Genomic DNA, 14,459 nt, shown 5'->3' with positions numbered 1-14,459 from the left:
GCGTCCGGGCTGCGACACTGCGTCGGGGCGCCTGCGGCCTTGGACTGGACCCGAAAGACGCTTCGCGGTAGGCTCGCTGCAACGGGACGCTATGATCCCGGCTGAAAATTCGAGGCTCCATGCAGTATCCAGACCGGTTTTCCGATCTGCCGCCCTACGCGTTTCCGCGTTTGCGCGCGCTTCTCGACGCTCACGAACCGGGCGGCGATGTCCTGCACATGACCATTGGAGAGCCGAAACATCCGTTTCCAGCTTGGGTCAGCGATGTGATTGCCGAACATGCGGGCGACTTCGGGCGCTATCCGGTCAACGAGGGGATGCCCGAACTGCTGACCGCGATCACCGACTGGCTGCAGCGCCGCTATGGGGTGGCGCGCGATCCCGAGGCGCATGTGATGGCCCTGAACGGCACGCGCGAGGGGCTTTACAACGCCGCGATGGCGCTGTGTCCCGAGACCAAGAACGGCGCCCGGCCCGTGGTCCTACTGCCCAACCCGTTCTACCAGGTCTACGCCGTGGCGGCCCTGTCGGTGGGCGCCGAACCGGTGCTGGTGCCGGCGCTGGCCGACACCGGGTTTCTGCCCGATTATGCTGCCCTGCCGGCGGAGGTTCTGGACCGCGCCACGATCGCCTATGTCTGTTCGCCTTCGAACCCGCAGGGCGCGGTGGCCGACCGGGACTATTGGCGCAGCTTGCTGGCGCTGGCCGAAAAGCATGATTTCCGGGTCTTCGCCGACGAATGCTATTCCGAGATCTACACCGGCACGCCGCCGCCCGGTGCCATGGAGGTGGCAGAAGCCGAGGGCGCTGACCCCGAGCGGCTGGTGATCTTCCATTCCCTGTCCAAGCGGTCAAACCTGCCCGGTCTGCGGTCGGGGTTCGTCGCCTCGGGGCACAAGAACATCGCCCGCATCCGCCAGTTGCGGGCCTATTCCGGGGCACCGCTTCCCATGCCCCTGCAGCACGCCGCGGCGCGGGTCTGGGCCGATGAGGCGCATGTGGTGGACAACCGCGCGCTCTATGCCGAAAAATTCGCGCTGGCCGAAGACATCTTCCGCGACACGCCCGGCGTGACCATCCCCGAGGCCGGGTTCTTCCTGTGGCTGCCGGTGGCGGATGGCGAGGCCGCCGCCCTGAAACTGTGGCGTGACACCGGCGTGCGCGTGTTGCCCGGCGCCTATCTTGGCCGCGACGCCGGCGGTGGAAATCCGGGCGCCCCGTTCATTCGCGTGGCGCTGGTGGCGCCGAAGGACCAGACCGAAACCGGCCTGCTCCGACTGCGCGACTGCTTGTATTCTCAGGATAACTGACCATGGCATTTCAGACCCGTTCCCGCGATCCTCTGTTCGACCAGGCCACGCAAGCCGCCCTGGAACGCCGCGCGACCGAACTGTTGGGCCTTGTCCTGCTGGCCGGGGCTGTGGTTCTGGCGCTGGCGCTTGGGTCCTACGCGCCGACCGATCCCAGTTTCCTGGGCACTTCGGACGCGCCGCCGCAGAACTGGCTGGGGCTGTTCGGGGCCTATCTGGCCTCGCCGCTGAACGTGGTGCTGGGCAAGGGATCCTGGTCCATCCCGCTGGTTTTGGGCCTGTGGGGCGGGCGGTTCCTGCTGCACCACGGCGAAGACCGGGCGCTGAGCCGGACGATCTTCGTGCCGATCCTGGTCGCCGCGGCCTCGGTCTATGCGGCGACCATGCCGCCGGGGGCGGGCTGGGTACACAGCTTCGGCCTGGGCGGTCTTTTCGGCGACACGGTCCTGGGCGTGCTGATGGGGCTGTGGCCGGCATCGCTGTCCAGCGGGTTGATGACTTTTTCCGCCGCCCTTGGGCTGCTGCTGGTGGGACTGGGCCTGTTTGCCTGCGGCTTCACGCGGGGAGAGCTGAAATCGCTGGGCCGCTTCATGTGGTTCGGGCTGCTCTATTCCTTCGACCGTCTGGTCAACGGGCTGGGCCGGGGGGCCGAGCGCACGCGGGACGGGGTCGTCAGCCGCCGTGCCCGCCGGGCCGAGGCGCGCGCTGCCCGGCAAGCCGCCGTCGAGGACGACGAGGATTTCGACCTTCTGGACGAGGATGACGAAGACGACGCCCCGGCGCCGTCGATCCTGCCCAATGTGCCGTCGCTGGGCCTGCTGGCGCGCACCATGGGCCGCAACCAGCCGCGCCTGCGCGCCGAACCGGTGGACGATCTGATCGAGGATCCCGTCGCCGAAGAACTGTTCGACGATGACGACGACGAGGACGCGCCGGTCGATCAGGCCCGCGTGCAAGCCAAGATTACCGATGCCATCCGCACACGCCTGCGCAGCGACCGCGCCCGCGTGGCCGCCGAAAGCCGGACCCGGCAGGAGCCGATCCTGACCCGGCCCGAACCTGAGGAGCAGACCGGCTTCCTGGCGGCCGAGGCCGAAGACGAAGACTACGGCTACGACGCCGAGATCGAGGACTATGAGGATCTGCCGGACATCGCACCCGCACCGATGCCCAGCCCGGCCCCGATCCCAAGGGTCGAGGTGCCCAAGGCCGTCGTGCAACACGCGGACGTCAAGCGCCCGGCCCTGTCGACTCGTGCGAAGGCCGAGGCCGAACCGCCGCTGCAATTCGACGAAGCCCCCACCGCCGATTACGCCCCGCCGCCGCTGTCGCTGCTGCGCGATCCCGGCACCGTCGAGCGTCACTACCTTAGCGACGAGGCGCTGGAGGAAAACGCCCGGATGCTGGAAAACGTGCTGGAGGACTACGGCGTCAAGGGCGACATCGTCAGCGTCCGCCCCGGCCCGGTCGTCACCATGTACGAGCTGGAACCGGCGCCGGGCCTGAAGGCCAGCCGCGTCATCGGCCTGTCGGATGACATCGCGCGCTCCATGTCGGCGCTGTCGGCGCGGGTCTCCACGGTGCCCGGCCGCACCGTCATCGGCATCGAACTGCCCAACGACAACCGCGAGATGGTGCTGCTGCGCGAGATCCTGTCCGTGCGCGATTTCGGCGACAGCAAGCTGCGCCTGCCGCTGGCGCTCGGCAAGGACATCGGCGGCGAAAGCGTTGTGGCCAATCTCGCCAAGATGCCGCACTTGCTGATCGCGGGCACCACCGGTTCGGGCAAATCGGTGGCCATCAACACCATGATCCTGTCGCTGCTCTACAAGCTGACGCCGGACGAATGCCGGCTGATCATGATCGACCCGAAGATGCTGGAACTCAGCGTCTACGACGGCATTCCACATCTGCTCTCGCCGGTGGTCACCGACCCCAAGAAGGCCGTTGTCGCCCTGAAATGGGTGGTGGCCGAGATGGAGGACCGCTACCGCAAGATGTCCAAGATGGGGGTGCGCAACATTGAAGGCTACAACGGCAAGGTCCGTGCGACGCTGGCCAAGAACGAGATGTTCACCCGCACCGTGCAGACCGGGTTCGATGACGAAACCGGCGATCCGGTGTTCGAGACCGAGGAATTCGAGCCCAGGACCCTGCCCTATATCGTCGTCATCGTCGACGAGATGGCCGACCTGATGATGGTCGCGGGCAAGGAGATCGAGGCCTGCATCCAGCGTCTGGCACAGATGGCGCGGGCCTCGGGCATCCACCTGATCATGGCCACGCAACGGCCCTCGGTCGATGTCATCACCGGCACGATCAAGGCCAACTTCCCGACCCGAATCTCCTTCCAGGTGACCTCGAAGGTCGACAGCCGCACCATTCTGGGAGAGCAGGGGGCCGAGCAACTGCTGGGCATGGGCGACATGCTCTATATGGCGGGCGGCGCCAAGATCACCCGCGCCCACGGACCTTTCGTGTCGGACGAGGAGGTCGAGGACGTGGTCAACCACCTCAAGACCTTCGGCCCGCCCGACTATGTGGGCGGCGTGGCCGATGGCCCGGATGACGAGCGTGCCGAGGACATCGACGCGGTGCTGGGTTTGAACACCGGCGGCAACACCGGCGGCGAGGATGCGCTGTATGATCAGGCGGTGCAGATCGTGATCCAGGATCGCAAGTGCTCCACCTCCTACATCCAGCGCAAACTGTCGATCGGCTACAACAAGGCCGCGCGCCTGGTCGAGCAGATGGAAGACAATGGTCTGGTCAGCCCGGCCAACCACGTGGGCAAACGCGACGTGCTGGTGCCAGAGCAGAACTGACGGGCCAGATCGGCGGCGGTGTGTGAGCCACCGCCTTTGGGCTGTGGCTCATGGTACCCAGCTGTCAATGAAAGACGTCTGGGGCTCTGCCCGTTCGCGCCTCAAACGCTCCCCCGAAGCTTTTCCGAGACCGCTCACTTTTTCTTGTCGAAAATACTCCCGCCGGAGGCAAGAATCCGTGATCACCCCCGCCCTTGCGCGCGGCGTCACCGCCACATAGCTGTTTCCCACCACAGGCCCCGGAGACACCCATGCCCCAGACCCGCCGCGGCTTTCTTGCCGCCACCACCGCCACGGCCCTGCTGGCCGCTCTGCCGGCCCGGGCCGAGAAGGCCTCGCTGTCGGAACTGTCGGCCTATCTCAATACCATCGGCACGGTGGAGACCCGGTTCACCCAGATCAACTCGGACGGCTCAAAAAGCACCGGGCGGCTGTTCATCAAGCGGCCGGGCCGGGCGCGGTTCGAATACGATCCGCCGCTGGACGACACGCTGGTGCTGGCGGGTGGCGGTTCTATCGGGATCTTCGACGGGCGCGGCACGGCCGAGGTCTATCCGCTGGCCACCACGCCGCTGAAGCTGATCCTCGATCGCAACATCGACCTGACCCGCATCCACATGGTCACCGGCCACGGCGAGCAGGATGGCCGCACGGTGGTGCAGGCGCAGGATCCCGAGCATCCGGAATACGGCCGCATCTACCTGTTCTTCGACCGCAACCCGATGCGCCTGTCGGAATGGCTGATCGTTTCGCAAACCGGCGAGCAGACACGCCTGAAGCTGCGACCCTTCGTGGAACATGACCGTCTGTCGGATCGCATGTTCTCGGTGCGTCTGGAGAAGGAGGCGCGGGGCTGAGCGCCCCGCCGTCCGTCAGAGTTTACCGCAGGCCTGAAGCTGCCGCTTGTAGGTCTCGGACCGCGTCTGCAACCCGTTGGCCACCCCGATCAGCCAGCTTTTGCTGCGGTAGGAGCCGCGCGCATAGCCGCTGTGACCTTCGTGGTAAGCGAGGTAGTTGTCGCGCACGTTGGTCTTGGGAATGCCCAGCTTCTGCTCGGTCCGGGTCATGTACCAGCCCATGAAATCGGTGGCGTCCTTGATGTTCTTGCGACTGGCGCCCGGGCGTCCGGCAGCGCGCTTGTAGTCGTCCCAGGTGCCGTCCAGCGCCTGCGCATAGCCAAAGGCCGAGGACTGGCGCCCCATGGGAATGACCCCAAGCGCATAGCGGTGCGGTGTGCGGGCGTCGCCGTCGAACTTGCTCTCCTGGTAGATCACGGCCATCTGGACGTAGACCGGCACGCCCCATTTCTTCTCGGTAGCCTTGAAGGCTTTCAGATACTTGGGGCGCTGATCCACGATGCTGCAGGCATTGTTCAGGTTCTTGGGCGGGGATTTCCCCCCGCACGCGGCCAGAAAGCACAGCAATATCAGCGCGGCAATTCGACTGCTCATGGTCGCCTCACGCGTTATGTTTTCTTACGTCTTAGCCCATTTCCCGCGTTGAGGAAATCACAATCCCACACTGTGGCCACGCGTCCCGCGCCTGGCCTTGCTTCGGCCCGGTAAACCGGGTATCAGCGCCTGTCCCGGACGAGGGGTCCCGGCGGAGCGGATGGCAGCATCGCGGTTCCGTGTTCACCTAATCCAGAAATCCAGACCCGCAGCCGATGGACTCACCCCCCCGGCAAAGGGTAAAAATGTCCGAGAAAGGTCGGAACCAGATGTTGAGAACGCAAGCGAAATACCGGCTCGGCCAGGTTGTCCGGCATCGCAAGCACCCGTTTCGCGGGGTCGTTTTCGATGTGGATGCGGTGTTTTCGAACACCGAGGAATGGTACGACTCGATTCCCGAAGACAACCGTCCCAACAAGGACCAGCCGTTCTACCACCTGCTGGCCGAGAACGATCACAGCTATTACGTGGCCTATGTGTCCGAGCAGAACCTGCTGCCCGACATGACCGGCGAACCGGTGGAGCATCCCGACATCCCCGACATGTTCGGCGAGTTGCAGGACGGCGTCTATCCGCTGCAGACCAATCTGAACTGATCGCTGCCACGGGCGGGTTGCGCGCGGGTCAATACCCCAGCGCGCAGCCATCCTTGCGCGTGTCCGACGCGCCTTCCAGAACGCCGGTTTCGGGATCGATGCGAATGGCCTGCGCGCCGCCGATGGGCACCTCGGGGATCACCACCTTGTGGCCGCGCGCCGCCAGATCGGCGCGCACCGCATCGGAATAGCCGCGTTCGACCTTGAAGGTGCCGTCATCCCAGAAGCTGCGCGGTGCATCGATGGCGGTTTGCGGGTCCATGCCGAAATCGACCATGTTGCTGACCATCCGCACATGCCCGTTGGGCTGATAGGCGCCCCCCATGACCCCGAAAGGCATCAGAACCCGGCCCTGCCGACGCAGCATCGCCGGGATGATGGTGTGCATCGGGCGTTTGCCCCCGGCGGCCTCGTTCGGGTGGCCGGGGGTCAGGGTGAACCCGGCGCCGCGATTGTGGAACAGGATGCCATGCTCGGGCGTGGCAATGCCCGCGCCGAAATCCTTGTAGATCGAATAGATCAGCGACACCGCCATGCGGTTCCGGTCGACGACGGTCAGATAGACGGTGTCCCTGTGCACCGCCTCGGCGGCCAGCGCGGGGTCGGGCAGGGCGCGCTTGGGGTCGATCAGCGCGGCGAGTGATGCCGCCGTATCGGGCGACATCAGGTGATCAAGGCGGGTCATGTGATCGGGATCGGCCACAAAGCGGTTGCGGGCGTCATAGGCCAGTTTCACGGCCTCGGCCTCCAGATGCGCGCGGTCGGCACCGAACGGGTCCAGCGCGGTCAGATCGAACTGCGACAGGATGTTGGCGAGCAGCAGGGCGGTGACGCCATGGCCGTTGGGCGGATGCTCCAGCAACTCCACACCCTTGTAGGCCCCGGCCAGCGGCGCTTGCCAGCTTGGCTCGGTGGCGGCGAAGTCGTCGAGCGTATGGCAGCCCCCGGCGGCTTGCAGGGCGCGCACCATCTCGTCGGCGGTGGCGCCGGTGTAGAACCCGTCGTGGCCTTCGCGGGCGATGCGGCGCAGGATTTCTGCCTGTCCGGGGGCGCGGAACATCTGGCCCGCGCGCGGGGCCTTGCCGTTCAAGGTGTAGTGCTGCCGCGCCGCCGCATCGAGGTGCGGAATCCCGCGCGCCCAGTCGAAGGCCACGCGCGGCGCCACCGGGATGCCGGCCTCGGCATAGTGGATGGCGGGGGCCAGAACCATGTCCAGCGGGCGGGCGCCGAACCGCTCGGACAGGGCGCAGAAGGCGGCCACCGCGCCAGGGATGGTCACCGCCTGCGCCGACCGCGGCGGCACCACGGTGGCGCCGGCGTCGCGCAGCGCCCCGGCGCTCAACCCTGCGGGCGCGCGGCCCGACCCGTTCAACGCGATCACGTCTTCCTGTCCGGCGGGCTTGATCAGGGCGAACAGATCGCCGCCGATGCCGGTCATCTGCGGTTCGGCCAGCCCCAGGATGGCCGCTGCCGCGATGCTGGCATCCACCGCATTACCGCCCGCTTTCAGAACATCGATGGCGACGGCAGCTGCCAGCGGGTGAGAGGTGGCACAGATGCCATTGTCGGCGAAGACCGGCGACCGGCCGGGCAGTTGGAAATCGCGCATGAAAGCTCCCTCGTTGGGGGAAGCTTAGGCCTTGTGACCGGAGGAGCAAGAGGGGCCGGGAACCGGCGTTGCGGCATCCAAGGGGATGGTGCAGGTCAGGTGGTTCTGACCGTCGCGGCTGTCATAGCGCAGATCGCGGGTCAGCATCCGGATCAGCGACCAGCCAAAGCCGCCTTCAGGAAGATCCTCGACCGCGGCACCGTCCTGCAACGGATTGCGGCCTTCCGGCAGCGCCCCGAGGATCGGGTGGCCACGGTCGCGGATGTCGATGCGCAGGTCGCCTGAAGCTTGGCTCAGGCGCAGGTCGATGCGCCCGCCGGGCAAGCCGCGATAGGCATGTTCGACTACGTTGTTCAGCGCCTCGCCCAGAACCAGCAGGACGGTCCCGATGGCATCGGGCGCAGGCAGGACCGTCAGAAGCTGGCATTCCAGATCGGTCAGCGCCGCGCTGACGCTGTCAAAGCTGGCCTCAAGCTGCTGGTCGACCAGTACCACCGGCGTCAGCCCGTCCGGAGGGTCATTCGGCGGCGCTGGCATCGCCAAGGCCCGTGGCGGTGGTGTCGTGGATGACAAAGACCGAATCCATGCGGGTCAGGCGAAACACCTTGTCCACCAGCGGCGACAGCGCCGCCAGTTCCAGCCTTTTGCCGCCGCCCAGTTGTTTCATCGCGGCGACGATGGCGCCAAGGCCGCTGCTGTCGATAAAGTTCACCTGTTCCAGATCCAGGATCACCCGCCCGTCCGCATCCGCCGTCAGATCCCGCATCCTGTCCTTGAATTCGATGGCCACAGCCGCGTCGATCCGCGGGTCGGCCGCAGTGATGACCACCACGTCCCCGTGGGTTTGCTTCGAAAGATCCATGTGCCACCTGCGATACTTGACGTTTTGACAGGCTAGGCAGCAGGTCTTACCAATCGGTTTCCGGGAGTCCCCACGGCCCCGGTCATCTCGGGAGGACAGTATATGACCCAAACATTGATCTGCGGCGCCCGGCGCACGGCGATGGGGGGGCTTCAGGGCGCCTTTGCCTCGGTCACGGCGGCAGAACTGGGCGGGGTGGCGATTCGCGCAGCACTGGACGATGCGGGCGCGGGCGCCGATCTGGTGGACGAATTGCTCATGGGCTGTGTGCTGCCCGCGGGCCAGGGCCAGGCCCCGGCGCGGCAGGCGGGGTTTCTCGGCGGTCTGGGCAAGGGCGTCCCGGCCACGACCCTGAACAAGATGTGCGGCTCGGGGATGAAAACGGTGATGATGGCGCATGACCAGATCGCCGGCGGCAGCGCCGGGATCGTGGTCGCGGGCGGGATGGAGAGCATGACGCAAGCGCCCTATCTGCTGGAAAAGATGCGCGGCGGCGCCCGGCTGGGGCATGGGCAGGTCATGGACAGCATGTTCCTGGACGGGCTGGAAGATGCCTATGACAAGGGCCGCCTGATGGGCACCTTTGCCGAGGACTGCGCGGAGGCCTTCCAGTTCACCCGCGAAAGCCAGGATGCCTATGCGTTGCGCTCGCTTGAACGGGCGGTGACGGCGCAATCCGATGGCACCTTCGAGGCCGAGATCGCGCCGGTGGAGGTCACCTCGCGCAAGGGGGCCGTTGTGGTGGCGCGGGACGAGCAGCCGGGCAACGCGCGGCCCGACAAGATCCCGCATCTGAAGCCTGCCTTCCGCGAGGGCGGCACGGTGACGGCGGCCAATTCCTCGTCGATCTCGGACGGGGCGGCGGCGCTGGTGCTGGCCGCGCAATCGCAGGCCGACCGGCACGCGCTGAAAGTGCGGGCGGCGATCCGGGGGCATGCCAGCCACGCGCAACAACCGGGGCTGTTCACCACCGCGCCGGTGCCCGCCGCGCGCAAACTGCTGAAAAAGCTGGGTTGGGGGGTCGAGGACGTGGATCTGTGGGAGGTCAACGAGGCCTTCGCGGTCGTGCCCATGGCCTTCATGCGGGAAATGGGCCTGTCGCCGGAACGGGTCAACGTCCATGGCGGCGCCTGTGCGCTGGGGCATCCCATCGGCGCCTCGGGGGCACGCATCCTTGTGACCCTGCTGAACGCGCTGGAACGGCGCCGGCTGCGGCGCGGGGTGGCGGCCATCTGCATCGGTGGCGGTGAAGGCACCGCCATCGCGATCGAGCGGGTCTGACCGGTGGCGCGCGTGGATTATGATACGCTGGCGCAGACCTTGGCGAGCCTGACCGATGGCGAGACCGATGACGTGGCCCTGATGGCCACCTGTGCCTGCGAAATCCACTGGTCCGACAATCGCTTCGACTGGACCGGATTTTATCGCGTGGTCGGCAAGAAGACCCTGAAGATCGGCCCCTATCAGGGCGGCCACGGCTGCCTCGAGATCCCGTTCTCGCGCGGGGTTTGCGGGGCGGCGGCACGCACCGGCAAGGTGCAGATGGTGGACGATGTGGATGCCATTCCCGATCACATCGCCTGCGCCGCCTCGACCCGGTCCGAACTGGTGCTGCCGGTCTGGCGCAAGGGCAAGCTGCTGGGGGTGCTGGACATCGACAGCGATCAGCCCGCGGCCTTCACCGCCGAGGACTCAGACCGTCTGGCCGCGATCCTGACCGACGTCTTCGACCGGTGATCGACGCCAGCTACAGCCCGCCCGACGGTCCCCTGCAAATCCTGCACGAGGATCACGAGGTGCTTCTGGTCAACAAGCCCTCGGGGCTGTTGTCGGTGCCGGGACGCGGCGAGCATCTGGCCGATTGCCTGCTGCGCCGGGTGCAGACGGTGTTTCCGCAGGCGCTGCTGGTGCATCGGCTGGATCGGGACACTTCGGGCGTGATGGTCTTTGCCCTGACCCCGCACGCGCAGCGCCACCTTGGCCTGCAATTCGAGAAACGCCAGACCCGCAAGGCCTATGTCGCCGAAGTCTGGGGCCGCATGGCCGAGAAATCCGGCACCGTCGATCTGCCGCTGATCGTCGACTGGCCGAACCGGCCACGGCAGATGGTGGATCACGCCACCGGCAAGCCGGCGCTGACCGACTGGAAGGCGCTGAAGCTGCGCGAGAACGGCACGCGGGTCCGGCTGATGCCGAAGACCGGGCGCAGCCACCAGTTGCGCGTGCACATGCTGGCGCTTGGCCATCCGATTCTGGGCGATCCCTTCTATGCCGAGGGTCCGGCGCGCGATGCGCCGCGCCTGATGCTGCATTCGGAAAGCCTGCGGTTTCGCCATCCCGACGGCGGCCGGGGCATGGCCATCCGCGCCCCGGCACCGTTCTGAATTCCTGCCGTCATGCACTGGGCGCAGGACGGCAATGCGGCAACAGGCTTTGTAGACCTCTGCTGCCGTGACTACCTGCCGCATCAGGGAGAGATCCCGATCATTGCCTGACAGGAGTCATCAAATGGCATCGACAACAACGAACGGCATCGGCCACGACCGGTCCCGTTCAACCCCGTCCCTCTGGACGCGTCTGGGAAATGGTCTGCTGACCATCGCCGACAACAATGAATACCTGGGACAGGCCCGCCGCCTGCAGGCCATGTCCGACGCCGAACTGGCCAAGCGGGGCGTGAGCCGTGACAAGATCGTGGACCACGTATTCCGCTACGGCTACTTCACCTGACGCGGTCGCCGTCATCCGTCCGGGGGCAAAGCCGCAAACACGGCTCGGCCCCCCGTCGTGTTGCAGGGGCGCTCAGCCCGGATATTTGACGCGGCGCAGGTACGGGAAGATTTCCTCCACCTCGCCGTATTTTGCCTTCGCATCCTCGGTCGTGACCGATGTCGGCACGATGACGTCCTGGCCCACTTCCCAGTTAGCGGGCGTGGCCACGCCCAGCCCGGTCGAGGCTTGCAACGCATCCAGCGCGCGCAGCACTTCGGCGAAGTTGCGGCCCACGGTCATCGGATAGGTCATCGACAGTTTCAACTGCTTGTCCGGGCCGATGATGAACACCGAGCGTACGGTCTGGCTGTCCGCCGGCGTGCGGCCATCGGGCAGATAGGCGTCGGCGGGCAGCATGTCGAAAGCTTTCGACACAGCCAGCCCCTCGTCGGCGATGATCGGGAAGCCAACATCGGTGCCGGCATAGCTGGCGATGTCACCGATCCACTTCTTGTGATCCTCGACCCCGTCCACCGACACGCCGATGACCTTGGTGCCGCGCTTGGCCCATTCATCGGCCAGCTGCGCCACGGCCCCGAATTCGGTGGTGCAGACCGGGGTGAAGTCCTTGGGGTGGCTGAACAAGATGGCCCAGCTGTTGCCGATCCAGTCGTGGAAGTTGATTTCGCCCTGGCTGGTCTGGGCGGTGAAATTCGGAACAGTGTCGTTGATTCGCAGTCCCATGTGATCCTCCATCAGTGGGTGTGTGCTCTGGCCTGAGAGTTCAGCACAAAGGGCCAAGGCGTGCCAGTGCCGATTGCCCCCGGCCCCTTGCGCGCCAGACACGAAAAACCCCGCGCCTTGGGGGGCGCGGGGCAAATATTTCAGGGATGTGAGTGCCTTATTCGGCGGTCTCGTCCCGCTTGGCTTCCTCGCCGGTCTCCTGGTCGACGACCTTCATCGACAGGCGAACCTTGCCGCGATCGTCAAAGCCCAGCAGCTTGACCCAGACTTCCTGACCTTCCTTCAGCACATCCGACGGATGGTTCAGGCGGCGGTTTTCGATCTGGCTGACGTGCACCAACCCGTCGCGCTTGCCGAAGAAGTTCACGAAGGCGCCGAAATCGACGATCTTCACGACCTTGCCCTTGTAGACCTTGCCTTCTTCCGGCTCTGCCACGATCGAGTAGATCATGTCATAGGCCTTCTGGATGCTGTCGGCATTGGCCGAGGCGATCTTGATGACACCGTCGTCGTTGATGTCGACCTTGGCGCCGGAAACTTCCACGATCTCGCGGATGACCTTGCCGCCCGAGCCGATCACTTCACGGATTTTGTCGGTGGGCACGGTCATGGTCTCGATGCGCGGGGCGTGGGCCGAGAATTCCTGACGGCCCGAGCTGAGCGCCTTGTTCATCTCGCCCAGGATGTGCAGACGGCCGTCCTTGGCTTGCGACAGGGCCTGCTCCATGATCTCGGGGGTGATGCCCGCGACCTTGATGTCCATCTGCAGCGAAGTGATGCCGTTCTCGGTACCCGCGACCTTGAAGTCCATGTCGCCGAGGTGATCCTCGTCGCCCAGAATGTCGGTCAGAACCGCGAACTGGCCGTCGTCTTCCAGGATCAGGCCCATGGCCACACCGGCGACCGGCGCTTTCAGGGGCACGCCCGCATCCATCATCGACAGCGAGCCACCGCAGACCGACGCCATCGAGGAGGAGCCGTTCGATTCGGTGATCTCGGAGACCAGGCGGATCGTGTAGGGGAAGTCGGTGGACGCCGGCAGTACCGCCTGCAGCGCGCGCCACGCCAGCTTGCCATGGCCGATTTCACGACGGCCCGGGCCGCTGACCCGGCCAACTTCACCGACCGAATACGGCGGGAAGTTGTAGTGCAGCAGGAAGTTGGATTTGAAGTTGCCGTGCAGGGCGTCGATGAACTGTTCGTCGTCGCCGGTGCCCAGCGTGGTCACCACCAGACCCTGGGTTTCGCCACGGGTGAACAGGGCGGACCCATGGGTGCGGGGCAGGATGCCCACTTCCGACACGATCGGGCGCACCTGATCACGGGCACGACCGTCGATCCGGGCACCGCCCGAGATGATGTCGCCGCGCAGGATGCTGCTTTCCAGCTTCTTGAAGGCCGAGCCGAGGTTGCCGTCTTCCAGCTGTTCTTCGGTCAGCTTGCCGCGAATGGTCTCGCGCGCGGCAGAGATGGCGGCGGTCCGCTCCTGCTTGTCGGTCAGGGCGAAGGCGGCGCGCATCTCGGTCTCGCCCGCAGCCTTCACGGCGGCGTAGAGATCCGAGTAATCCGGCGGCGTGTAGTCGAAGGGATCCTTGGCGGATTCCTCGGCCAGCGCGATGATCAGGTCGACCACCGGCTTGAGGGCCTCATGGCCGAACTTCACGGCACCCAGCATCTCGGCTTCCGACAGCTCGTAGGCTTCCGATTCCACCATCATCACGGCGTCACGGGTGCCGGCGACAATCAGGTCGAGCCGCTGCTCGGGGTTGTTGCGCAGCTGGGTCATGTCGTCGATGGTCGGGTTCAGGATGTATTCGCCATCCTCGAAGCCGACGCGGGCAGCGCCCACGGGGCCCATGAAGGGCACGCCCGAGATGGTCAGCGCGGCCGAGGCGGCAATCAGCGCCACGATGTCGGGATCGTTGACCAGGTCGTGGCTGAGCACGGTGCACATGACCAGGACTTCATGCTTGAAGCCGGGCACGAACAGCGGCCGCATCGGGCGGTCGATCAGGCGGGCCGTCAGGGTTTCTTTTTCGGTCGGGCGCGCTTCACGCTTGAAAAAGCCGCCGGGGATCTTGCCCGCGGCATAGTATTTTTCCTGGTAATGCACGGTCAGCGGGAAGAAGCCCTGTCCGGGCTTTTCTTCCTTGGCGAAGGTCACGTTGGCCATGACGCTGGTTTCGCCCAGGGTGGCAATCACGCTGCCATCGGCCTGGCGGGCAACCTTGCCCGTTTCGAGCGTCAGGGTTTCTTCACCCCACTGCATGGATTTGGTTTTTACGTCGAACATTGTCGTTCCTAATGCTGACCGAGGGACCCTCCCCCGGCCTGGTTGCGTACAGGCTTG

General features: G+C 65.8%; 14 protein-coding genes. 8 read left to right on the top strand and 6 right to left on the bottom strand.

What is annotated here, in order from left to right:
- Positions 1–119 precede the first annotated feature (119 nt).
- From AB0T83_RS14215 to AB0T83_RS14205, 3 genes are all read left to right on the top strand, one after another.
- Positions 120–1,310: an aminotransferase class I/II-fold pyridoxal phosphate-dependent enzyme gene (locus AB0T83_RS14215; RefSeq protein WP_366193837.1), complete on the top strand. Its 1,191-nt coding sequence runs from the start codon at positions 120–122 to the stop codon at positions 1,308–1,310.
- A gap of 2 nt (positions 1,311–1,312) precedes the next feature.
- Complete coding sequence (locus tag AB0T83_RS14210; protein WP_366193836.1) at positions 1,313–4,135, top strand: DNA translocase FtsK; 2,823 nt, start codon at positions 1,313–1,315, stop codon at positions 4,133–4,135.
- Between the two features lie 251 nt (positions 4,136–4,386).
- Positions 4,387–4,992, top strand: coding sequence for a LolA family protein (locus tag AB0T83_RS14205; RefSeq protein ID WP_366193835.1), 606 nt, complete (start codon positions 4,387–4,389; stop codon positions 4,990–4,992).
- 15 nt (positions 4,993–5,007) lie between these two features.
- Here AB0T83_RS14205 and AB0T83_RS14200 read toward each other — a convergent pair whose 3' ends face one another.
- The gene (locus AB0T83_RS14200; protein WP_366193834.1) at positions 5,008–5,586 is read right to left on the bottom strand and encodes a transglycosylase SLT domain-containing protein; all 579 of its coding nucleotides are present in this window, start codon (positions 5,584–5,586) and stop codon (positions 5,008–5,010) included.
- A 269-nt stretch (positions 5,587–5,855) separates the two neighbouring features.
- Between AB0T83_RS14200 and hspQ the strand changes: the two genes are divergently transcribed.
- A complete protein-coding gene (gene hspQ / locus AB0T83_RS14195) occupies positions 5,856–6,182 on the top strand; it encodes a heat shock protein HspQ (RefSeq protein ID WP_193143164.1) in 327 nt (108 codons plus the stop codon).
- 28 nt (positions 6,183–6,210) lie between these two features.
- On the opposite strand, the gene AB0T83_RS14190 is transcribed toward hspQ, so the two are convergent.
- The 3 genes from AB0T83_RS14190 to AB0T83_RS14180 are packed head-to-tail and all read right to left on the bottom strand — an operon-like array spanning position 6,211 to position 8,653.
- Complete coding sequence (locus AB0T83_RS14190; RefSeq protein ID WP_366193833.1) at positions 6,211–7,791, bottom strand: gamma-glutamyltransferase family protein; 1,581 nt, start codon at positions 7,789–7,791, stop codon at positions 6,211–6,213.
- A 24-nt stretch (positions 7,792–7,815) separates the two neighbouring features.
- Positions 7,816–8,328: an ATP-binding protein gene (locus AB0T83_RS14185; RefSeq protein ID WP_366193831.1), complete on the bottom strand. Its 513-nt coding sequence runs from the start codon at positions 8,326–8,328 to the stop codon at positions 7,816–7,818.
- On the bottom strand, positions 8,309–8,653 hold the full coding sequence (locus AB0T83_RS14180; protein ID WP_366193830.1) for an STAS domain-containing protein: 345 nt from the start codon (positions 8,651–8,653) through the stop codon (positions 8,309–8,311). The genes AB0T83_RS14185 and AB0T83_RS14180 overlap by 20 nt, the downstream gene beginning before the upstream one ends.
- Positions 8,654–8,755: 102 nt before the next feature.
- On the opposite strand from AB0T83_RS14180, the gene AB0T83_RS14175 reads away from it, so the two are divergent.
- From AB0T83_RS14175 to AB0T83_RS14160, 4 genes are all read left to right on the top strand, one after another.
- The gene (locus tag AB0T83_RS14175) at positions 8,756–9,934 is read left to right on the top strand and encodes a thiolase family protein (RefSeq protein WP_366193829.1); all 1,179 of its coding nucleotides are present in this window, start codon (positions 8,756–8,758) and stop codon (positions 9,932–9,934) included.
- A gap of 3 nt (positions 9,935–9,937) precedes the next feature.
- A complete protein-coding gene (locus AB0T83_RS14170) occupies positions 9,938–10,390 on the top strand; it encodes a GAF domain-containing protein (RefSeq protein ID WP_366193828.1) in 453 nt (150 codons plus the stop codon).
- On the top strand, positions 10,390–11,037 hold the full coding sequence (locus tag AB0T83_RS14165) for a pseudouridine synthase (protein ID WP_366193854.1): 648 nt from the start codon (positions 10,390–10,392) through the stop codon (positions 11,035–11,037). The genes AB0T83_RS14170 and AB0T83_RS14165 overlap by 1 nt, the downstream gene beginning before the upstream one ends.
- A 124-nt stretch (positions 11,038–11,161) precedes the next feature.
- Positions 11,162–11,383 carry a DUF1127 domain-containing protein gene (locus AB0T83_RS14160; protein ID WP_366193827.1) on the top strand — a complete coding sequence of 74 codons (222 nt, stop codon included), beginning with the start codon at positions 11,162–11,164 and terminating at the stop codon, positions 11,381–11,383.
- Positions 11,384–11,455: 72 nt separating this feature from the next.
- Here AB0T83_RS14160 and AB0T83_RS14155 read toward each other — a convergent pair whose 3' ends face one another.
- A complete protein-coding gene (locus AB0T83_RS14155) occupies positions 11,456–12,109 on the bottom strand; it encodes a peroxiredoxin (protein WP_366193826.1) in 654 nt (217 codons plus the stop codon).
- Positions 12,110–12,266: 157 nt separating this feature from the next.
- The gene (gene pnp, locus AB0T83_RS14150) at positions 12,267–14,402 is read right to left on the bottom strand and encodes a polyribonucleotide nucleotidyltransferase (protein ID WP_366193825.1); all 2,136 of its coding nucleotides are present in this window, start codon (positions 14,400–14,402) and stop codon (positions 12,267–12,269) included.
- Between the last annotated feature and the right edge of the window lie 57 nt (positions 14,403–14,459).

The sequence above is a fragment of the Meridianimarinicoccus marinus genome (assembly GCF_040689105.1).
GTDB classification, from domain to species: Bacteria; Pseudomonadota; Alphaproteobacteria; order Rhodobacterales; family Rhodobacteraceae; genus Meridianimarinicoccus; species Meridianimarinicoccus marinus.
The sequence above is the reverse complement of the archived record's forward strand: the minus strand, read 5'-3'. Positions and strand labels throughout refer to the sequence as shown.